This is a genomic window from Paenibacillus sp. FW126-R14 (genome assembly GCF_058789495.1).
The window spans coordinates 166,666-189,034 of the sequence record NZ_JBYTBS010000007.1; the positions used below are offsets into that span (position 1 = coordinate 166,666).

Genomic DNA, 22,369 nt, shown 5'->3' on the forward strand with positions numbered 1-22,369 from the left:
TTAGGAAATTGATGCAAATCAGTTTCCGTTTTTTTCGAAAGTGCTGGTAAGCGTTTCCATATTATGGTTATTGGTGGTTATGCCATCTTAGAAGGAGGTTGTGTTAATGTCTACAACAGTTGGACGAAAGATATTTGCTTCTTGCCTTGCTTTTTCTCTAGTTTCACCTGCGTTTTACGGGTTGACCGCTCACAAGGCGAGTGCCGCTGCGACTGCGATTAAATTAGATCCAAGCAACATGCAGCAATCGTGGGACGGATGGGGAACATCGCTAGCTTGGTTCGGTAATATAACAGGCGGCTGGAAGGATGAGACAAGAAATGCTTTGGCTGATGCGCTCTATTCGCCTCAAGGATTAAACTTAAACATTGTCAGATACAATATTGGCGGCGGAGAGAATCCTGCCTATAATACCATGCGTCAAGGCGGTGCAGTTCCTGGATACTCGCCATCCCCTGGTGTGTTCGATTGGACGCAGGATGCCAATCAGCGTTGGTGGCTGCAAGCTGCAAAAGCAAGAGGCGCCAATCAATTGGAAGCGTTCTCCAATTCTGCCCCGTACTACATGACGGTCAGCGGAAGTACGACTGGGAACAGGGACTCCGGGAAAGACAACTTGAAACCGGAAGAATATGATAACTTTGCAACGTATATGGCAACAGTTGTGAAGCATTTTAAAGACAATTGGAATATTGATTTCAATTATCTTTCCCCGGTTAACGAGCCTAGTACGAATTACTGGGGATTTGGCGGAGGCCAAGAAGGTTCTCACTATGACGTTGCCTCACAAATGAAGATCATTAACAAAACTCGCGCGAAGCTGGATGCAGCAGGCCTTCAATCCGTCAAAATTGCGGCAATGGATGAATCCGTTCTGGATACCTTTATAACCAATTGGAATTCGTATGACGAAACAACGAAAGCAAATATCGGAAAAATGAATACCCACTCCTACGGCGGAAATGATCGGGTCGGAATTAAAAATCAAGCCAAAGCTGCCGGCAAGCCGCTATGGATGTCTGAAGTTGATCTTGGTCCATCGGGCATTGCTCACAATCACGAAGATTTTGAACCGGCACTCGCCTTAGCCGAAAGAATTATGACGGACATCACATGGCTTGAACCGAAGGGCTGGGTACTGTGGCAGGCGATTGAGAGCGAGAAAAACATGCAGAAGGATAAAGAGAACATGAACTGGGGTCTCCTTCATGCAGATTTCGATACGCAGCAATGGTGGTACACGAAGAAGTATTATGCGATGCAACAATTCAGTAAGTTTATCCCGCAAGGCTCCAGATTCATCGCAGATAACAATGACAGCACGTTAGCCGCTTATGATCCTTCCAAGAATAAAATCTATGTCGTATATAGAAATGCTAACACAACTAGCCAAGATATTTCATTAGACATGTCACAGTTTGACGCTGTTACTGGGACTGCAACGCCATATGTTTCTTCTGCTGCGGAAAATGTAGCCCAGAAGGCGAACGTTCCGATTATGAACAAAACATTAAATACGACAGTTGGCCCGAAATCAATTACAACGTTTGTGATTGACGGAGCTTCCTATACAAGCAATACAGTTATTCCTCAGAGTCAGATGAGTGCAACGGCAAGCAGCGCTCAATCCGGAGAAGGACCTGAGAAAACACTGGATGGGAATGCTTCAAGCAAATGGCATACGTCTTGGGATCCTTACGACGGAGGTCCGCATACCCTTACTTATAACCTCGGGGGATCTTATAACGATGTCTACAAGCTGAGCTATTTACCAAGGCAGGATGCAGACTGGAATGGCATTATTACCAAGTATACCGTTGAAACGAGCACTGATGGTACCGTTTTCACTCCAGTTGCGCAAGGCACATGGAATAACGACAAAACCGAGAAAACGGCAACGTTCTCATCGACTACCGCTCAATATGTCAGGCTGAAAGCGGATCAAACGAACGGCTCGGGAGCACAGTATGCATCGGCTGCCGAGATCAATATTATGAGAAAGTCAGGTTTTACCGTAGATAAGGTTACGCTGGACCAGACAATTGCCAGCGCAGAGGCTTTGCTGACTGCAGACGCCAGTTTAACGGCATTGCAATCGTTAGTTAACGAGGGTAAAGCAGTTCGGGGTAGCGCTTATGTCACACAAGAAGCTATCACTGACATCGCAGGCAGAATTGCCGCTGAGTACAATCAGCAATCTAATTCGTCCGGGCGTATCCCGCAAAGCCAGATGACGGCAACGGCCGACAGTTCGGCCTCCGGCGAAGGACCTGAGAAAACGTTGGACGGCGACATCGGCACGAAATGGCATACGGCATGGGACGGCTCTTATACACCGCTTCCACACTCCATCACTTACAGACTCGGCAAGGCGTATGACGGTGTGTATAAGCTGAGCTACGTGCCACGGCAGGATGTGGATTGGAACGGTGTTGTGACCAAGTTTGAAATTTCCGTAAGTTCCGATGGCATCGCTTTCACCAAAGTTGCCGAAGGAACATGGGATGCGGACAGATTGGAGAAGTCGGCAACCTTTAAAGCACACGGCGCTTCGTATGTGAAATTTACAGCGCTTGCTTCGAAAAGCGATGCAGGCAAACAGTATGCATCTGCTGCTGAAATCCATATTTTCAACAAGGCTGGATTTACTGTGGATACGTCCAAACTGAGCAATGCGATGGCTGCTGCGACTACGTTCATCGATGGTTTTTCGAGTGATCCTGACTATTTGGAGGATTTGAAAACATTGCGTTCGCAAGGTCCGACACTGCTGAACAGCAGTACGGCGACTCAGGAAGAGATGGTGAACCTGGCAAACAAAATCACTGCCGAAATAGCGAATATCCAAAGCAGTGAACAGCAGGCTGACGGAATTAGTCTCTTCTATGCTCCGGAAGCTTATGCATCAAATCCTTCCAGTCTCATGCTGGATAACAACAATTCAACGTTCTATGAATCGAATTGGGCAGGGAACGGAAGAAAATACAAATCTGGCGATTACATCATTGTGGATCTGGGTCAGAACAAGCCTGACGTTGGAAGAGTGATGGTTACGCCAAGGCAGGACAAGGCGAACGGAAGAATCGGGCAATTCAAAGTTTACTACAGCGATGCGGATTTAACGAATAAACCTGCGGACGGCTCGCAAGCTTATTTGGATCAGAATTTCACATTTGCAGCCAATGGCGCTTGGGACACATCCAGCTCCAGCATGCAATCGGCAACATTCAAATCGCATAAAGCCAGATATGTAGCGATTCAGGCTATTTCTACAGGCGGTGACGGTAATACGCTAACTGCTGCAGAGATTGCTGTCAATCAGAAGAAATCCACTGGTTTCGATACGGTAAGCTTGGAAAATGCCATTACGCAATTGCGTACGGCATCTAGCATTAGTTCGAAAGTAGCAGCGGCGATTGAAAATAAAATTGCATCGATCGGTACGCTCAGCGACTTAACGGAGGAAAGCATTCCTTACTACATTAGAGTTCTGCAGGACTTATACAATTTATATCAGACCATAGGTAAAACAGATTCCATTAAAAGCGGTCAAGTGTGGCTGGATGGAGACGGCATACCAATCCAGGCTCATGGCGGAGGAATTCTGTACAACGAGAAGAACAAAACGTACTACTGGTATGGCGAAGACAAGTCTGAAGATAATGTTGGCTCGGGTTATGTACCGGTAACAGGCGTTCACGCGTACTCTTCTAAAGATTTATACAACTGGAAAAATGAAGGGATTGTACTGCCGGTATTCAACAACCCGCAACTTGGCGAAAATGTATTGCCTGCCGGAGACCTTCCATTGTACTTGGATGAGAATTCTGAGACTTACAAGAACAGCGGAGTTCCATTCGATCCGAATCGAACTGTCAATATCACGGATCGAAATGGTGATTATACAGGTTCTATGAAATCGCCGGTCAATTCGTTAAGCAAACATAATACGCCTGTTCGCATAGCTCAGCTTAATGCATTGTACGCGGACAAAACGAATGCAGAAAAGCAAGCGATGTATAAAGATTTCAACTGGGATAAAGTTGTCGAACGTCCGAAGGTCGTCTACAACAAAAAAACGGACAAATATGTGATGTGGTGGCATCAAGACGGACCGATTGCCGGTTCTTATTGGGCGGCGGAAGGCGGCGTTGCCATCAGCGATTCGCCAACCGGTCCATTCAAATTTTTGGGCACATCCAGATTGCCGAATAATGGATGGGGCGGCGGCGAAGGCGAAGGCATGCTCCGCGATATGACGTTGTACAAAGACGATGACGACAAAGCATACCTCATCTACGCATCCGAAGGTAACGGAACGGAGGTTGTTATGCAGTTGAATGACGACTACACCGGACCTGCGAAGAACGAGAATAACCAGTCGGTAGAAGGCGTTCATTGGGCTAAAGTTATCTGGGGTGGGCGAGAGGCTCCGGCAATCTTCAAGCAAGACGGCGTCTACTATATGATTACGTCAGGCTTGACCGGGTGGGATCCAAACCCAGCCCAATATCATACAGCGACCAATATTTTAGGTCCATGGGAAAATAAAGACAACCCGGCCAGGGGTTGGAATAACGACAAGACATTCTACAGTCAAAGTACTTTTGCGCTTCCGTATAGGGATGCAAATGGAACTATCGTTCCGAATAAGTTCATTTTTATGGCGGATCGTTGGAATAGCGGGAATCTGAAAGATTCCAGGTATGTATGGCTGCCGATCGATTTGAACCCGCAAGACAGAACAATTGGATTCTGGTGGCATGATGAGTGGGATTTCTCTTACTTTAAAACAGGCACGACAGTGAACTTCAACAGTGGCGGCGGCAGTGAGGTTCGTGCGGTGTACGGAGCTGTACCTGGTTCGAAGATTGCAGCGCCTGAAGCTCCGGTGAAGAACGGGTTTACTTTTGCCGGCTGGTATCAAGATGAAGCATTGACGACGGCATGGGATTTCGGCGTGAATACGATCCCGGCGAACGACATCACGCTGTATGCGAAGTGGCAGCAAGCTGTATCCGTGATTACGGGCGTAATGCCGGTGACTGTAACTACAGTTACTTATACCGCACCGGTACTGCCTGGCACGGTAACCGTGACTTACGATAATGCGACGACGGCGCAGAAGTCCGTTGTGTGGGATGCGATTAATCCGTCCAAGTATGGGGCGGCCGGCACCTTTAGCGTGAACGGTGCTGTAAGCGGAACGGCTATACCTGCCGTTGCTAATGTAACGGTAACAGATGTTGTGTACGCGATTACTTCCATCTCTGTAAGCGGCGCAGGCGGCGTGAATACGATCGCAAGTCAGGGTGGCACGCTGCAGATGCAGGCGACTGTCTTACCGGCGAATGCAAACGGTCAAGTCACATGGAGCGTTTGGGAATCCGACGGTACCACAATGACCAATAAAGCAACGATCAACGCCAGCGGATTGCTTACGGCGAAAAACGACGGAATCGTCAAAGTGGTAGCGACAGCCGCTGACGGCAGCGGCGTTCAAGGCTCCAATTATGTTGTGATCAGCGGTCAGAAACCGACGCCGACCGACGTGCCGCACACGACGTTAACGGGGGCGGGCACGGTTCAGGCAGGAACTGCATTTGCGACGAATTTTGGATTAACGAACGTAACGAATAACCCATCTTCCAGCGTCTATGCGCTAGACATCATACTGAACTTTGATGCGAATGCGATTGAATTTGTATCCGTGGATTCATTGAAATCCGGCTTTAGAGCGGTTGAGCCAATAACGAATGTACCGGGGCAAGTCCGGATTATGGCGATCAGCGAAGGAGAAGCGGGGGCTATTACCGCAAGCGGAGATGTATTAAAGATTAATTGGAAGGCGAAGCCGCTGACTTCGTCCACGACAACTAATCTGAGTTTAACCAAGGCAGCCGTTTCTAATGCATTAAGTCAAAAAATGGATGCGACTCTGTCTAATCTAACGGTTTCTGTTACAGCAGTTGATAAGACAACGTTGCAAACGGTCCTTAATGTGGCACAGTCCATTTATGATCGTGCGGAAGAAGGAACGCAAGTCGGGCAATTCGCAGCAGGTTCCAAAGCGGTGCTGCTAGCTGCGATCCAAGCGGCCGCTGCCGTCAACACGGCCCCGGCGGCTAGCCAGCAAGAGTTGGACGATGCGGCCAGCGTTTTAAACCAAGCAATCCAAACGTTCAACCAGCAGTTCATCAGGATCTATGCGCCAGGAGATGTCAATGAAGATAAACTCATTAATATCGGAGACTTGGGACAAGTAGCGGCGAATTATGGCAAGACTTCCGCAAGCAGCGATTGGGATAAGATCAAAGCTGCCGACTTTAATCATGACGGCAAGATTGACATTATCGATGTAGTAGGTATTGCAAGACTCATCCTGCAATAACAATCAATCTGAAATGGAAGAGGAAGGCCAGTCCTTTCTCTTCCCTATTCGGATGATATTGAAAAGGAGTGAACCCCATGCTACGCAAAACAGGCTTGTTTATCACGGTTATGATGCTCTTATTAACCGTTATTCCAATCGGCACGGCTGTAGGTGCCGGAATCCCTTCATTTAAGATTAATCTGAATGCTTCTCAAGTAACTGCCGGCGACAAGGTGGTCGTTACGATCCAGGGTAGCAATGTAACGGATTTATACGGTTACGAAGCTGTTCTGACCTATGATGCAGATCGGCTGGAATTCGATCGGGATCAATCGAAAGGCTTATTCGAAGGATATAAGATTGCAAAAAATTCGGGGAATCAGGTTACTTTTGCCTATTCGAAAATGGGAAATATAGCGGGGGAAAATGGAGATCTAGCTCTTTGTACGCTGATTTTCCAGGCTAAGAAGAGCGGACAAGCTAACGTAACCTTGAATCAGATGACAACAGTGACATCGCAATCTCTACCGGCTATTTGGAATGTAAATGCACAAGGTTCTGTTAAAATTGACGCAGCAATTTCTGGTCCTGTCGGCGGTGGAGGAGGAGGCGGCCTGGTAACTCCGCCAACGAAAGAAGATCCGAATCTCTATGTGCCCAAAGATTCCGAGCTCCGGATCGAAACTGCACAAGACGGTCAAACCTCTGTAACAGCAGTGATCGACAGTAAACGCTTGGAGCAGAAATTAGCAGATCTGAAAGCAAAGGGCGGCAGCGCCGTTTTGAGCTTTGAGATTCCTGGCGAGCGTGACTTGAATGCCTTGGAGCTGCCGCTGCCAATGCTGCTCAGCTCCCTGAAGGATCACAAAGATACCATTTTAAGCGTACGAAGCCATTTGGGCACTTACGATCTTCCGATGTCGATACTGAACCAGGCGGATTTCACAGGTATGGCTGGCGTAGAAGGAACGACGCTGATCATTCGGATCGATAAGGCCAAGTCATCGCATGAAACAAAATTCGATCAATCCATCTCCGATAAGGGAATGGTGCGTGTGAGCGATATGATCGATTACAAAATCATTCTTAAGAGCAAGGACAAAGAAGAGGAAATTCATAGCTTCGGCAACTCCTTTGTGACACGCGTTATCCATGTAGATGCAACAGTACAAGATCCGTCGGCTGCGACTGCGGTTGTGTATGACCCGGTTACAGGAAAAATGAAATTCGTGCCTTCCGTGTTTACCGCGAAAGATGGCAAAACCGACGTGAAGGTCATCCGGAATACGAACAGTTTGTACGCGATCGTTCAAAACAAGAAATCGTTCGACGATATGATCGGTCACTGGGCGAAGCAAGATGTAGAGCAACTAGCTTCGAAATTGATTATCGCCGGAACATCGGATCGCACGTATACGCCTGAAATGCAAGTCACCCGCGCGCAGTTTGCTGCTTTGCTGGTACGAGGATTGGGATTGCCTGAGGAGGCCGGACTGAATATCTTTACAGATGTTGCAGACTCGCAGTGGTATGCCCCAGAAGTGAATACTGCAGCTAAGTACGGCTTGGTTCAAGGCGTCGCGGAGGGTCAATTCAACCCGGATGCACAGATTACAAGAGAGCAAATGGTCGTCATGATGATGAAAGCGATTGGGCTCGTTCAAGGAACATCAGCATCTAACGCTAGCTCGACGAATATCTCATTCGCTGATCAAGCTATGATATCGGACTATGCGCGAAATAGCGTAGCCGCAGCAGCTGCTCAAGGATTGATTCAGGGCAAAACGGAAACCGACTTTGCTCCGCAAGATGTAGCTACACGCGCAGAAGCGGCTGTCATCATCAAGCGCGTGCTGCAATATGCGAATTTGATTAATAAATAATTGCTTTTAAAAGCAAGTCTATGTCAAAAAGTAGAAGGGTAAGCCTGCGTTCAGCAGGCTTGCTTCTTCCAACTTTTTTGTAAGCGAGGCACTGCCAATTGGGAGCGGTTACATACATGGAGTTAAACGAACGAAGAGGTCCTCAAGAGGAGGGGAAATAATTGCGTAAGAAGATTTCAACATGCGTAGGACTTATCCTTATGCTATTTTTTGTCTCAGTTGCGCCCGTTTTTGCGACTACAACGAATCAAAACACAGCAAGCCCCGTTGTAAATGATAGTTATACGAATCAGAAAAACTATGTGGATCTCAGGTTTGGCATGTTTATCCACTATAACATGGGAACCTACCACGATCAGGAATGGGTGACGCCCGGACAAGATCCGCTTTCTTTTAATCCTAAACAGGTGAATACGGACCAATGGGCGCAAGCTGCCAAATCCGCAGGCATCAAATATGCTGTTCTAACGACCAAGCACCATGACGGATTTGCCCTGTGGCCAACCAAATATGGCAATTACAACGTGATGAACAGCTCCTACAAGAAAGATATCGTAAGGCAATATGTCGATTCCATGCGCGCTCAAGGCATTTTGCCGGGGCTATACTTCTCCATCTGGGATCGTCAGCAAGGTATTCAAAAAGGTTCCGTCTCCAGAGCGGATATCGAATTTATTAAAGGGCAGCTAACCGAGCTGCTGACGAATTACGGCGAAATTCCGGTTTTGATTATCGACGGCTGGGCCTGGGAGATGGGTCATAATGAAGTTCCCTACCAGGAAATTCGCGAATTAATAAAGCGCCTGCAGCCTAATATTCTTATTGTGGATCACAATGGACAAACGCAGCCATGGGATGAGGACATCATTTATTTCGAAGAACCTAAGGGTGTTTGGGCACCTTCTAACAATGCGTATGCCGCTAATCAAGGTATGCCGCTTGTTTCCAGTCAATGGTTCTGGCACGATTGGATGAAGAATACAGAGCCGGCAAGCGTTAAGAATATTGTACAGGATCATCTTGGTTATTTGGAACCGCGTTATACCAACTTTTTGCTCAACGTTTCACCAAACCCGGATGGGGAGCTGGATAACAATGTCGTCAATCGATTGGCGGATATCGGAAAAGCTTGGACGCCGAATGCATCTCGTCCTCCACTGCCGCAGCAGCCAATCGTGATGGAGCATCCGATTACAGCGAATTCAGCAACGGCTACTAGCGGGAATGCGAGCAATGCGATTGATGGCCTTATGGATTATGTAAACACTTACGTTGAAACGGTTTGGCAAAGCAACGCATCTCTGCCTCAATCCATTACATTGGATTTGGGCTACACGTACAAAAACATTAATATGCTGAACTACTTGCCTTCGCAAAATTTATCACAAGGTATGATTACTTCCTATACGTTATACGTGAGCGAGGACGGGACGAACTTCACTTCGGTTAAAAGCGGCACTTGGGATGGGGACAAGACCATGAAACGTGTAACCTTCCCATCGCAAACAGCACGCTATGTCAAAATGGTAGTGAATTCGGCTGTAGGCGGCTTCGCTGCTGCAGCTGAGTTGGCAGTCGGATCATACACCAATGAAGTTCCAACGCGGACAGGGATTGATTCCTTTGATGCCAACGCATTGTATCGCATCGTCAATAAAGCGACCGGCAAAGCTTTGGGCGTTGGGAATTCGTCAGCAAATGGAGCGGCTGTTGCCGGACGGACCCAATCGGGTGATTTGGATCAGCAATGGGTTATCGACGATTTAGGTCTGGGCAAATATAAGATTGTCAATAAACAAAGCGGACGAGTTATGGATGTTACAGACGGCAGTAAATTGTCTGGAAAATCAGTCATTCAAAGATCAGATTCTGAAACTGCTGCAGATCCTGCCGTCATAAATCAGCAATGGGCCATCTCCAATGTTGGCAACGGCTACTTCAAAATTACCAGCGTAAACAGCCAGTTGACTTTGGAAAACAGTAACGGTTCTGCCGCTGACGGAAATCCGGTTGTTCAAAACATGTATACCGGAAGCGACAGTCAATTATGGAAAGTGGAAAGAATGCCTTCTCTGATTGACAATGTGAAAGCGAACGGAGTGCCGATCCAAGGTCTTCATGCCGAGAATCGCACGGCGACGGTGACTGTTTTCAGAGAAAAGGACCTGGCCGTTCCAACCGTTACAGCGGATAAAGCATCCCAAGACGTGCAGGTGGTAATTGCCCCAGCCAGCAGCTTGCCAGGCGTAACGACTATCACAGCTACGGCTGATGGCGGAGCGACACAAGAAGTCTACACGCTGAACTTTGAGCTGGTAGACCGTTATGCAAGCGATTTGAACTGGTTAAGCGCATCCTCGGGCTGGTCTACGGTTAAGAAAGATAAGAGCATCGACGGCAATGCGATTCGTTTGATGGGCAGCAATGGCGATGTAACGTACGAGAAGGGCTTTGGCACACACGCGGATTCAAGAATTATTTTTGACATTTCCGATAAAAATTATGAGTCTTTCACGGCTCTTGTCGGAGTTGACCAAGAAATGGCCAAATCGCCGTCTTATGCCGATGTGGAATTCAAGGTGCTTGTAGACGGCGTAGAGAAGTTTGCGAGCGGTGTCATGAAGGTTACCGACGTGGCTAAACCGGTCGATGTTCGTGTAGCAGGCGCAAGCGTCGTGGAACTTGTTGTTACGAAGAGCGATAACGATAATAGCGAGGATCATGCAAGCTGGGCTGATGCGACGTTCAGAGTTGCAGAAGGAAAACCCGAACAGAAGGAAGAGTTGCCTAAAGTTGACTATTTAAGCGATCTGAACTGGTTGAGCGCCACCTCGGGCTGGCTTGATGTGAAGAAAGACAAAAGCATCGACGGTAATGCGATCGTATTGATGAATGGGGCCGAGAATCTCTCCTTTGCCAAAGGCCTTGGGACTCATGCCAATTCAATGATCAAGTATGATCTTACTGGAGCTAATTATGAAACTTTCTCCGCCTTTATCGGCGTAGATAAGGAAGTGAACGGCGGAGGTTACAAGGGCAACGGCTCGATACAGTTTAAAGTGTCAGGAGTGAAGAACGATGGCACGATCGAATCGCTTTACTCCGGAAGTGTGTTGAGAGTGTCAGATGATGCCCGATTTGTGAAAGTGAATGTTAAAGGTTATAAAGAGCTAATCTTGGAAGTTACGGATGCTGGCAATGGTAATAGCGAGGATCACGGCGATTGGGCGGATGCGAAGCTGACGGTTGGAGCGGAGACACCCGTGATTACGGGAGTTAGGCCAGTAAACGTGGTTACGTCTACGCATGTTCCGCCGGTTCTGCCTGCGAGTGTCACAGTTGTGTATAACAATGGGACAACTGCCGATAAGCCGGTTCAGTGGGATCTGGTAGATTCGTCCAAGTATGCAACAGTTGGTAGTTTTATCGTGAATGGTGCTGTAGATGGCACAGTTATACCTGCTGTAGCGAACGTTACGGTTACAGCAACACAGATCGTGAACGTACAATCGATCGCTGTCACAAGTTCGACGACGAAGATTACCGAGAAGGACGGAAGTCTTCAATTACAAGCTTCGGTGCTCCCTGCCAATGCGACGAACAAGTCTTTGACATGGGCGGTCTATGAAACAGATGGCGTAACCCTAACAGATAAAGCAATCATCAACACAAATGGCGTACTTACGGCCAAGAAGAACGGGATTGTGAAAGTGGTAGCAACAGCTGCAGATGGCAGCGGTATTCAAGGTTCCAGTTACATTATTATAAGCGGTCAAATACCACTGCCAACGGACATGCCGCAGGCTACGCTTACGGGTCCGGCGGTCGTTCAAGCAGGCGCTGGCTTCTCGACGCAGTTTGGCTTAAACAATGTAACAGCCAGCGTATATTCCGCGGTTTACGGGGCTGACATTACCCTAATGTATGATGCGGACACTATCGATTTCGTATCCGTAGATCCGTTAATAGCCGGATTCGATAAGGTTCAAATCAATACCGACGTACCAGGTCAAATTCGGCTTCTCGCAGTTAAACTAGGGGAAACCGGAGGGATAACGGCAAGCGGAGATATATTCAAATTCAATTGGATCGCGAAGCCGAATCGCCCGGCCAAGACAACGAATCTAGTTCTGACTAAAGTAGCTGTTTCCAACGGATTGTCGCAGAAGGTAGATGCTACACCAGCTAATCTAACGGTTTCGATTACGGCAGCAGAGAAGTCAACGCTGCAGAAGGTCATCCAACAGGCACAGTCCATTTATGATCATGCGGTGGAAGGAACCAAAGTCGGACAATATGAGGCGGGCTCCAAAGCGGTGCTATTATCCGCCATACAAGCTGCTTCTGCCATTCAATCCAATTCTGCGGCTGCGGAGCAGCAGCTGGATGAAGCGGCCAATACGTTGAACATGGCGTTGCAAGCTTTTAGCGGGCAGATCATTACGGCTTATGCGCCAGGAGATGTCAATGAGGATAACGTCATCGATATTGGAGATTTAGGCAAGGCAGCCGTGCATTACGGGAAAACTTCGGCTAGCAGTGACTGGAATGAGGCGAAAAGCGCGGATATCAATGGTGACGGGAAGATTAACATTGTGGATATCGTAGATATTGCTAAGCTGATTATGCAATAACTAAATAAGCTCATAGCCAGTGCTCGGTTCAACGTTAAGTTGGCCCGGGCACTGGCTTTTTCTATGCTTGTATACTTTGGTCAGATAGCCCCTGACTAAACGTAATAAACTCACGCATGGCGTAAGAGACATAGTGTTCCTTAGGCCAAATAATCACTAAATCCCACGGTATGGAAGGCTCTGTTAGAGGCAAGGTCAGCACCTCGGGACTGGTGATTTTGCTGCAAATGGCCTCGGGAATGATGGAGATGCCTGCCTTCGATGCTACCATCTCGGCCAACAGGTCCCACTGTGAGCTTTCATAGACAACGGAGGGCTCGAATCCAACGGTTCGACAGGCATGCATCACATGATTCCGGACCGCATAGCCGCTTGGAAACAGAATAAAGGGCTCGTTTCTAAGCTGCAGGAGGGATACACTGGATTGCTTGGCGAGCGGATGCTCACGATGGATAATCAGAGCTAATTTTTGATACATAAAAGGAAGGGTCTCAAAGGCGGACACATCCACAGGCCCTACGACGACACCAAGATCCACCTTGCGGTTATGAACAAGGCTTTCCACATGTTTAGCGCCTTCTTCGACAATTCGAAAATGAATGCCGGGATACAAGGTTTGGAACTTCGCGATCACGCGCGGGAAGAAAACGGAGCCGACGACCGGGGGGAGCCCGATGGTAATGGTTCCTTTTTTTAGGTTAGCCACATCGTCTAAGACGAGATGAAGGTCTTGAGCGGCCTGGACAATGACCCCGATTTGCTGAATGGCGGCCTGCCCCGAGTCGGTCAATTGGACATGCTTGCCGGAACGGTCAAATAAGGTGACGCCCAGTTCCTCTTCTATATTTTTCACCATTTTGCTAAGGGTAGGTTGGGTCAGGTGAAGAGCTTCGGCGGCTTTGGTAAAGTTCATATGTTTCGCAATCTCAAGCAGGTATTGCAGCTGACGGATATCCATGAAATCATCCCCGACCTATAGCTTATTTTCATCAATATGATTCCAAATATGAATTTTACCTTGCGAGAATGAGCATGTAAACTAAAGGGAGTGAAACATTTCCAATTTCATTACTTTTTAACAAGATTGAAAGCGCTTTATCTATAATTAATCATGCACGCTGGAGGTTCACGCAATGACCAGGTTTTTGGAAAATAGAGTGGCGCTGATAACCGGCGCTGCAAGCGGAATCGGTCTGGAAATCGCCCGCACTTACGCACGGGAAGGAGCCAAGGTGGTCATTTCCGACATCAATGGCGAGCAGGCGAATCTGGCTGCGCATGATTTACAGCAAGAAGGCTATGAAGCCATAGGGATCAAGTGCGATGTAACGCAGGAGCCGCAATTTGTGCAAGGGATTGAAACGGTGGTCCAAACCTATAAACGGCTGGACATTCTCGTGAATAATGCGGGGCTGCAGCATGTGGCTCCCATTGAGGAATTCCCTGTGGAGAAGTTCAATTTCATGCTCCAGGTGATGCTGACGGGCGCTTTTATTGGCATTAAGCATGCGTTTCCGATCATGAAGGATCAAGGCTTTGGACGGATTATTAATATGGCTTCGATTAACGGGGTCATTGGATTTGCCGGCAAAGCGGCCTACAACAGCGCCAAGCATGGACTGATCGGCTTAACGAAGGTGGCGGCACTCGAAGGGGCGGCTCACGGCATTACGGTGAATGCCCTATGCCCGGGATATGTCGATACGCCGCTAGTGAGAGGGCAGCTGCAGGATTTAGCCAAAACGCGGAACGTTCCTCTGGAAAGTGTTCTGGAAGAAGTCATTTACCCCTTGGTTCCACAAAGACGCCTTCTGGCCGTAGAGGAAATTGCCGATTATGCGATGCTCATTGCCAGCGATAAATTGCGGGGCGTCACGGGGGCGTCGCTCTTAATCGACGGCGGGTACACGGCGCAGTAGAAAAAAAGGAGATGAATCAGCATGAGCAAGCTATATGCTTCTATGGAGGAAGCTGTGGCGGACATTCGCGACGGAGCTTCGTTAATCGTGGGCGGCTTCGGGCTTTGCGGAATTCCGGAAAATTTGATTGCAGCGCTTAGGAAGCAGGGAACCAAAGATTTATGCGTAGTCAGCAACAACTGCGGGGTCGATGATTGCGGACTTGGTCTTCTGCTGGCGAACAAACAAATTAAGAAAATGATTTCCTCCTACGTAGGAGAAAACAAAACGTTTGAACAGCAGTTCCTGAGCGGAGAGCTCGAAGTGGAGCTCGTTCCGCAAGGAACGCTGGCCGAAAGAATCCGTGCGGGCGGGGCCGGGATTCCGGGCTTTTATACAGCTGCAGGCGTAGGCACTCTGGTTGCGGAAGGCAAAGAGCACAAAGAGTTCGATGGGCGCACATACCTGCTCGAAAAAGGGATTGTCGGCGATTTCGCCTTAGTCAAAGCTTGGAAAGCTGACCCGCTGGGCAATCTCGTTTACCGCAAAACATCGCGCAACTTCAATCCGCTGGCTGCAACAGCCGGGAAAGTGACGATCGTCGAGGCGGAAGAAATTGTCCCGTTAGGGGAATTGAACCCGGACGATATTCATACGCCAGGTATTTACGTGCAGCGGATTGTGCAGGGTGCGTCTTATGAAAAACGGATCGAGCGTCTCACCGTTCGCAGCAAGGAGGAAGTCCGATGAAAAATGACCGTCTAACCATTATCAAAAGCGCCGTCGAGGAAATAAAAGAGGGCATGTATGTCAATTTAGGCATCGGCCTGCCTACGCTGGTCGCCAATTCTATTCCCCCGGAAATGACGGTTATGCTGCAATCGGAAAATGGGCTTCTGGGCATCGGAGCTTACCCTTATGCAGGAGAAGAAGATCCGGACTTGATTAATGCCGGGAAGGAAACGGTAACGGCTGTGACGGGAGCGTCCTTTTTTGACAGCGCGCAATCTTTTGCCATGATCCGAGGAGGCCATATTGATTTAGCGATTCTTGGCGGTATGGAGGTCGCAGAGAATGGGGATTTGGCGAACTGGATGATTCCCGGAAAAATGGTGAAAGGGATGGGCGGCGCTATGGACCTGGTCCATGGGGCCAAAAGGGTCGTAGTCATCATGGAACATGTAAATAAATCAGGCGAGTCCAAGGTGAAAAAGGTCTGCACCCTGCCTTTGACAGGCAAGGGAGTGGTGCATCGTCTCATCACGGATCTGGCTGTGTTTGATTTTACAGAGGCGGGCATGGTGTTAACGGCGATCCAGCCGGGAGTTACGATGGCAGAGGTTGCAGCGAGCACCGAGGCGCGGTTTACGATCAGCCCTCTTCTGCAAAGCACACTTCAGATGAGCAAAGGAGAAACGTTATGAATAGAGAAGTCGTTATTGTTAGCGCAGTCCGTACAGCTATCGGCAGTTTTCAGGGAACGCTGGCGGACATATCTGCTCCGCAGCTTGGCAGCACGGTGATTCAAGAAGCTTTAAAGAGAGCCAATCTAGCCGATAGCCAAGTTGACGAAGTCATCATGGGCAATGTGCTGCAGGCTGGTCTTGGGCAAAACCCGGCCAGACAGGCTTGGCTCAAGGCTGGATTTTCGCAGCTCGTACCTGCCTTGACGATTAACAAAGTTTGCGGCTCCGGCTTGAAGGCCGTCATGCTGGCCGCACAATCCGTGAGCCTTGGCGATGCCGAGATCGTGGTGGCGGGCGGTATGGAAAATATGACGCAAGCGCCATATCTCCTTCCCGGAGCTCGATCAGGCTTGCGGCTGGGCGATAGCACGATGGTGGATTCGATGATGAAAGACGGGCTATGGTGCGCGATGGGCGATATCCCGATGGGCATCACGGCTGAGAATGTTGCCGAACATTATCGTCTTTCCCGCGAGGAGCAGGACGAATTCGCTGCGTGGAGCCAGCAGAAGGCGGAGCATGCCATCGCATCAGGCAGATTTAAGGATGAAATTGTGCCTGTTGCCATCCCGCAAAGAAAAGGCAGCCCGGTGCTGTTCGCGCAAGACGAGTTTCCCCGTTCGGGAACGACGGCTGACATTCTTGGCAAGCTTCGTCCGGCTTTCAAGAAAGAAGGCACCGTCACGGCTGGGAACGCTTCCGGCATTAACGACGGAGCCGCTGCTTTAGTTGTCATGTCTGCGGATAAGGCTAAGGAGCTTGGGCTTAAGCCTTTGGCGCGAGTTAAGGGTTATGCGAACGCCGCCTTAGATCCGTCGATGATGGGCATGGGACCGGTCGATGCCGTCCGCAAACTGCTAAGCAAAACAGGCGTGCCCTTGGACAGCGTCGATTTATTCGAGCTGAACGAAGCTTTTGCATCGCAGTCTTTGGCCGTTGGCCGGGAGTTGGGCGTTCCTCGCGACAAATTAAATGTCAACGGCGGATCGATTGCCCTTGGGCATCCGATCGGTGCCAGCGGAGCCCGTATTCTGGTTACGCTGCTGCATGAGCTGGACAAAAGAGAAGGCAAGCTGGGTGTAGCGGCTTTGTGCATTGGCGGCGGGCAGGGCGTGGCGATGTTGGTGGAGCGGGAATAGCGTACCCGCCGCAAACGGTATCTCGGAACAACGCTGAGCAGTCTCTGCCGTGTAACTCGTTTGTAACCCTTAACCTGTTTACTTAAAGTAAACAGGTTAAGGTGCTGTATAGAAGCAGCAAGCAGGAGGAATGTCATCATGGTAGAATACATAGTTCATTGGTGGGAGAAACGATGCCTCCTTACGCCGGACCATATCGCAGTCGTGGATGGAGAAACGGGAGAACGATTAACGTACAGCGAGCTGAACGCCATGGTGAAAAGGCTGGCCGCTAAGCTTGAAACCCATGGGATTAGCCGGGGGGACCGGATCGCGCTGCTTGCTCCCAATCATGTCGCTTATTTTGAATGGCTGTTTGCTTGCCGCGTGCTTGGCGCCGTGCTTGTTCCGTTAAATTGGCGCTTGGCATTGCCTGAGCTTGCCAGTATTTTGACGGACTGCACGCCAAAGGCGATCGGCGTTCACAGCCGGTTTGCCCTATTAGCGGAGGAGCTTAGGGCTTCTCACGCCATGGAGGTCCTTCCGCTCGATCTGGCGGATGACCCCTCACTCGACTGCATAGCGGCAGCGCTAGATACACAGCCCAGCTGGGTGGAAGCCGACCCTGAAGATCCCTTCGTGATGATCTATACCGGGGGAACGACAGGCAAACCGAAGGGTGTGGTTCTTAGTCACCGGTCTATTTTTTGGAATGCGGCGAACACCGCGGTCACTTGGAATTTGACGGCGAAAGATGTGACGCCGACGTATATGCCGATGTTTCATACCGGAGGGCTGAATGCCTTGTCGCTGCCGGTTTTGCATGCGGGGGGAACGGTTGTCGTTGTGGGGCAATTCGACGCCGAACATACGCTGGAGCTGCTCAACCGGGAGAAGTGTACGATCGCGCTGCTAGTTCCAACGATGTATCACATGCTGATACAATCACCGGCCTTCGCGGACGCGGTATTTCCGACGATGCATACGTTTCTTTCCGGAGGAGCTCCTTGTCCGCTTCCCGTCTATCAAGCCTTCGAAGCAAAGGGACTTTCCTTCAAGGAAGGCTATGGATTAACCGAGGCCGGGCCAAATAATTTCTATATTGATCCTCAGGATGCCGTTCACAAGAGAGGCTCCGTAGGGCGTCCGATGCTGTACAACGATGTTATGCTGGCTGATGATGAGGGCTGCGAGGTAGCGACCGGCGAGGTTGGCGAAGTTTGGCTGCGAGGCGGGCATGTTTTCCACTCCTACTGGAATCGCCCGGAAGCGACGGCTGAAGTGCTGAGACCGGACGGATGGCTGAAGACGGGGGATCTTGGCAAAAGAGACACCGAGGGCTATTACTATATTATCGGCCGTAAAAAAGACATGATTATCAGCGGCGGCGAAAATGTCTATCCGCTTGAGGTCGAGCATCACCTCCGGCAGCACCCGGCCATCAGCGATGCGGCTGTCGTTGGCGTGCCTGATGAGAAGTGGGGAGAAGCTGTCTCTGCTGCGGTTGTCCTGGAAGAAGGCTGCAGCTTAACGCAGGACGAATTGATTGCATACTGCTCTGCTGCCATAGGCAGATATAAGGTTCCTAAGCGAGTTCTATTTATGGGGGAGCTGCCCAAAACAGCGGTTGGCAAAATTGATAAGAGTAGAATAATAGCAATTATGTTACAATGTGGAAGCGAAGCATGAGTTTAGGGGAAAGGGGTGCGGTGATGAAGACTGGCATCGTGCTCAAGACAAAGTTGACTCCTCATCGAGTAAAGTCACATATGTTAAGACGATCCGTTTTAACCAAGAAACTAAAGCGGCTGAACGATCATCCGCTGACACTGGTCCATTCCGGCCCGGGCTATGGCAAAAGTACGGCTGTCGCCTCCTTTCTGCGCGACATGCCTTCCCCTTATTGCTGGTACAGCATCAGCGAGCATGATGACGATCTGTATTTGTTTCTAACTTATATCGTTCATGCCGTTCGCGGACAATTTCCCGCCTTCGGAGATGAGCTGTTAAATCATCTGGCTCAGGGTGAGTATTACGTTCGCGATGCCGAATTACACCGGCTCTTCGATGCTTTCCTGAACGAACTGGCGACGATTCAGGGTGAGCTTACGCTTGTCCTGGACGATTATCACCTCACTGCCCACTGCGAAGGTGTAGATGCTTTTATGCAGTACGCATTGAAACATATGCCTGCGGGGATTCATGTCGTTCTATTAAGCCGCAAACGCCCGGATTGGGAGCTGCTGGCTGCGATGAAAGTCCGCGGCGACCTGCTGGAGATTACCGAGCAGGACCTTATGTTCTCCGAAGAAGAGATCGAGGTGCTCTTTACAGATTACTACGACTACCCACTGCGGCCTGAAGAGGCGCAGCTTATATACCGCAGGACGGAAGGATGGGCCATCGCTGTCCAGTTGATTTGGCAGCGCTTACTTTTAACCGGCAGCGATGTTAGATCTTTACTGGCGGACGAAGCCGAGACGATGGATGATCTATTCCGGTTCTTGGCTCTGGAAGTGTTTCAGAAGCAAATGCCGGATATTCGAACGTTCATGCTGCAAACCAGCTTGCTTGACGAACTGACAGCCGATGCTTGCAACAAGATTCTGGAGCGCGAGGATTCTTATCAGCTGCTCGCCAAATTATGCAGTCAGAGTCTGTTTTTGACGCATCTGGAGGACGGTTTATTTCGGTATCATTCGTTATTTCGGGACTTTTTGCAGGGGCAATTCAAAAAAATGCCTACGGAATACGTCCGGTTCGCTCATTTGGCCGGGGCGTATTTGGCTGCGACCGGCCAGTACGGCGGGGCCATGAATTTGTTCGCTGCGGCGGGCGATCCCGGCGAAGCGGCGCGGATGCTGGAGCTGCACGGCCGTACGCTGCTGGAAACAGGCCAGCTGGAAGCGTTGATGGATCGTATCCGGCGTACCCCGCTAGCGGAGAAGAATGCGAGGGCTGCCCTCTGGATCTATGAAGGGGATGTTCACCGCTACCGCTGCGTGTATGAGCAAGCCATGAGCTGTTATGCGCAAGCAGAGCAGCTGGCAGCCGCAGCTTCAGACTCGATTGGCCAGTCACTGGCGCTTGAGGGGCAGGTTCGCATCTATCTGGATACCATCCAGCCCGGGAGAGCGCAAAAGCTGCTGGAACGCTCGATTGATCTGCTGGAGGCTTCGACGCAATCGGAGGATACGCACCGCGTGCGCCTGTATGGGTTAATGGCGGAAAACTTGGTAAACTCCGGACGGGCGGCGGAAGCCGAAGATTGGTTTAATAAATGCCGGTTCTATCTGACGGATTTCCATGAAGATTGGTTGGAAGCGCGTCTTCATTTGCGCACCGGTCGCTTGAAGCAGGCGAAGCGGCTCGCCGAACGGATCGTGCAGCAGCGCAACAAATCGAACGCTGCTCAGCTGCCCCGCTCGCATCGCGAGATCGAGCTGCTTCTTTCGCTCATCGAGTCCATGCAAGGCCGGCCAGAAGTCGCGAAGCAGCTCGCCGAAGCCGGGATGATGGTGGGCATTCGCCTGCATGCTCCGTTCGTGGAAGCTGTCGGCTGGATTCGTATGGGCCATGCGGCGCAGCTTTTACAGAAATACGACCCTACCGTTGCCGTAAAATGCTACCGGGCTGCCCAAGAAATGATGGAACAGCTGGATGTCTCGCGCGGCAAAGCGGAGCCGCTCATGGGGCTTGCTCTGCTCTATGGCCGTGAAGGCGCCTTCGAGCTTGCCGCCCAGTTCGGCGAAGAGGCGCTGGCCGAAACAGAGAAGGTGAACGATGAGTGGCTATCGTCCTATATCCGCATATCCCGCGGGATTGCCGCTTTCTATGCCTCCAGATGGGAAGAGGCGGAAGCGGTGTTCATGGAATGCCATGAACGGTTCATGCTGTGCGGCGACAGTTACGGACTTACGGTCACGCTGCTGTGGCAAGCGATGCTGGCTTACCGCACCGAACAGGATGAACGGTTCCACGATGCGATGGAACGCTTTCTTCAAATGCTGCAAAGCGGCGAGTACGATGCGCTCATCGAAAGGCGTACGCTATTCGGCCCGAGAGATGTACAGCATTTGGCCCCGCTTCTTATTGAAGCGCAGAAGCAGAGGATTGAGAGCGGGTATGTCACCCATCTGCTGACCGGGTTGGGGATGGAGCATATGACTTACCACCCGGGGTATACGCTGCACATCGAAACGCTCGGCGGCTTCCGCGTATGGCTGGGGGACCGCGAGCTCGAAGAGAAGGATTGGCAGCGCGGGAAAGCCAAAGAGCTGTTTCAACTGCTCGTTGTCAAGCGCCAACAGCTGCTTCCCAAGGAAGCGATTCTGGCGCATCTGTACCCGCAGGCGGACGACAAATCCGCTGCCCGCGATTTCAAAGTGATGCTAAACGCGCTCAATACAGCGCTTGAGCCGCATCGGCGCGCGCGTGCGAATCCTTTTTTTATCCAGCGTCACGGGTCGTCGTATGGACTTAACTTGGCGTCAGGCTTTGAACTGGACACGATCGAATTCGAAGCGCTGCTCAAAGATGGTCTGGAGGAATCGGACCCGGCTAAAGCTATGGCCTTATTAGAGAAAGGGCTCCAGCTGTATAAGGGCGACTATATGCCTGACCGCCGTTACGAGGATTGGTGCATCGAAGAGCGGGAGCGATTGCTGGTGCTGTATCTGCGCGGAGCGGAACGGCTGGCGAGGCTGCAGCTCAAAGCGGAGCTGTATGACCGCGCCATCCACTGGTGCGAAGCCATCGTCCAGAAAGACTCCTGCTGGGAAGAAGCGTACCGGCTGCTGATGCAGAGCCACCTCAAGCTCGGAAACCGCCGGCAGGCCGACAGATGGTTTCACAAATGCCAGCTTGCTCTGGCGGAAGAGATGGGAGTCGAGCCGATGCCTGCCACGCAGGAGCTGTATAAGCAGCTGTCCGAATCCGATGTAACTGATTTGTAACCCTGCCACATTATGATGAAGTCATTCTAAATTAAGAGGGGG

The 22,369-nt window shown here is 50.2% G+C and carries 10 protein-coding genes; 9 read left to right on the top strand and 1 reads right to left on the bottom strand.

All coding sequences use genetic code 11. The annotated features are described in order from the left end of the window. Window positions 1-106 precede the first annotated feature (106 nt). The 3 genes from AC3WRW_RS07375 to AC3WRW_RS07385 all read left to right on the top strand — a co-directional run bounded on the left by AC3WRW_RS07375 (window position 107) and on the right by AC3WRW_RS07385 (window position 12,890). Entirely contained in the window at window positions 107-6,391 is a 6,285-nt protein-coding gene (locus tag AC3WRW_RS07375) for a discoidin domain-containing protein (protein ID WP_492545694.1), read from the top strand. A gap of 77 nt (window positions 6,392-6,468) precedes the next feature. Continuing rightward, entirely contained in the window at window positions 6,469-8,256 is a 1,788-nt protein-coding gene (locus AC3WRW_RS07380; RefSeq protein WP_492545695.1) for an S-layer homology domain-containing protein, read from the top strand. A 161-nt stretch (window positions 8,257-8,417) separates the two neighbouring features. Beyond that, window positions 8,418-12,890, top strand: a complete 4,473-nt coding sequence (locus tag AC3WRW_RS07385; protein WP_492545696.1) for an NPCBM/NEW2 domain-containing protein — start codon at window positions 8,418-8,420, stop codon at window positions 12,888-12,890. A 61-nt stretch (window positions 12,891-12,951) separates the two neighbouring features. On the opposite strand, the gene AC3WRW_RS07390 is transcribed toward AC3WRW_RS07385, so the two are convergent. Next, complete coding sequence (locus tag AC3WRW_RS07390) at window positions 12,952-13,848, bottom strand: LysR family transcriptional regulator (RefSeq protein WP_492545697.1); 897 nt, start codon at window positions 13,846-13,848, stop codon at window positions 12,952-12,954. 175 nt (window positions 13,849-14,023) lie between these two features. Between AC3WRW_RS07390 and AC3WRW_RS07395 the strand changes: the two genes are divergently transcribed. From AC3WRW_RS07395 to AC3WRW_RS07420, 6 genes are all read left to right on the top strand, one after another. Continuing rightward, entirely contained in the window at window positions 14,024-14,809 is a 786-nt protein-coding gene (locus AC3WRW_RS07395) for a 3-hydroxybutyrate dehydrogenase (protein ID WP_492545698.1), read from the top strand. Between the two features lie 21 nt (window positions 14,810-14,830). Continuing rightward, window positions 14,831-15,538, top strand: coding sequence for a CoA transferase subunit A (locus AC3WRW_RS07400; protein WP_492545699.1), 708 nt, complete (start codon window positions 14,831-14,833; stop codon window positions 15,536-15,538). Next, on the top strand, window positions 15,535-16,212 hold the full coding sequence (locus AC3WRW_RS07405) for a 3-oxoacid CoA-transferase subunit B (RefSeq protein ID WP_492545700.1): 678 nt from the start codon (window positions 15,535-15,537) through the stop codon (window positions 16,210-16,212). Before AC3WRW_RS07400 ends, AC3WRW_RS07405 begins: the two co-directional genes overlap by 4 nt. Next, window positions 16,209-17,393: an acetyl-CoA C-acetyltransferase gene (locus tag AC3WRW_RS07410; protein WP_492545701.1), complete on the top strand. Its 1,185-nt coding sequence runs from the start codon at window positions 16,209-16,211 to the stop codon at window positions 17,391-17,393. The genes AC3WRW_RS07405 and AC3WRW_RS07410 overlap by 4 nt, the downstream gene beginning before the upstream one ends. A 138-nt stretch (window positions 17,394-17,531) precedes the next feature. Continuing rightward, on the top strand, window positions 17,532-19,061 hold the full coding sequence (locus AC3WRW_RS07415; RefSeq protein ID WP_492545702.1) for an acyl-CoA synthetase: 1,530 nt from the start codon (window positions 17,532-17,534) through the stop codon (window positions 19,059-19,061). A gap of 80 nt (window positions 19,062-19,141) precedes the next feature. Beyond that, complete coding sequence (locus tag AC3WRW_RS07420; RefSeq protein ID WP_492545703.1) at window positions 19,142-22,327, top strand: ATP-binding protein; 3,186 nt, start codon at window positions 19,142-19,144, stop codon at window positions 22,325-22,327. The last annotated feature ends 42 nt before the right edge of the window (window positions 22,328-22,369 follow it).

Bases quoted from the DNA above. Each gene is read 5' to 3' on its own strand.
- AC3WRW_RS07380 (WP_492545695.1), top strand. From the start codon at position 6,469: ATGCTACGCAAAACAGGCTTGTTTATCACGGTTATGATGCTCTTATTA.
- AC3WRW_RS07395 (WP_492545698.1), top strand. From the start codon at position 14,024: ATGACCAGGTTTTTGGAAAATAGAGTGGCGCTGATAACCGGCGCTGCA.
- AC3WRW_RS07405 (WP_492545700.1), top strand. From the start codon at position 15,535: ATGAAAAATGACCGTCTAACCATTATCAAAAGCGCCGTCGAGGAAATA.
- AC3WRW_RS07400 (WP_492545699.1), top strand. From the start codon at position 14,831: ATGAGCAAGCTATATGCTTCTATGGAGGAAGCTGTGGCGGACATTCGC.
- AC3WRW_RS07390 (WP_492545697.1), bottom strand. From the start codon at position 13,848: ATGGATATCCGTCAGCTGCAATACCTGCTTGAGATTGCGAAACATATG.
- AC3WRW_RS07420 (WP_492545703.1), top strand. From the start codon at position 19,142: ATGTTAAGACGATCCGTTTTAACCAAGAAACTAAAGCGGCTGAACGAT.
- AC3WRW_RS07415 (WP_492545702.1), top strand. From the start codon at position 17,532: ATGGTAGAATACATAGTTCATTGGTGGGAGAAACGATGCCTCCTTACG.
- AC3WRW_RS07375 (WP_492545694.1), top strand. From the start codon at position 107: ATGTCTACAACAGTTGGACGAAAGATATTTGCTTCTTGCCTTGCTTTT.
- AC3WRW_RS07410 (WP_492545701.1), top strand. From the start codon at position 16,209: ATGAATAGAGAAGTCGTTATTGTTAGCGCAGTCCGTACAGCTATCGGC.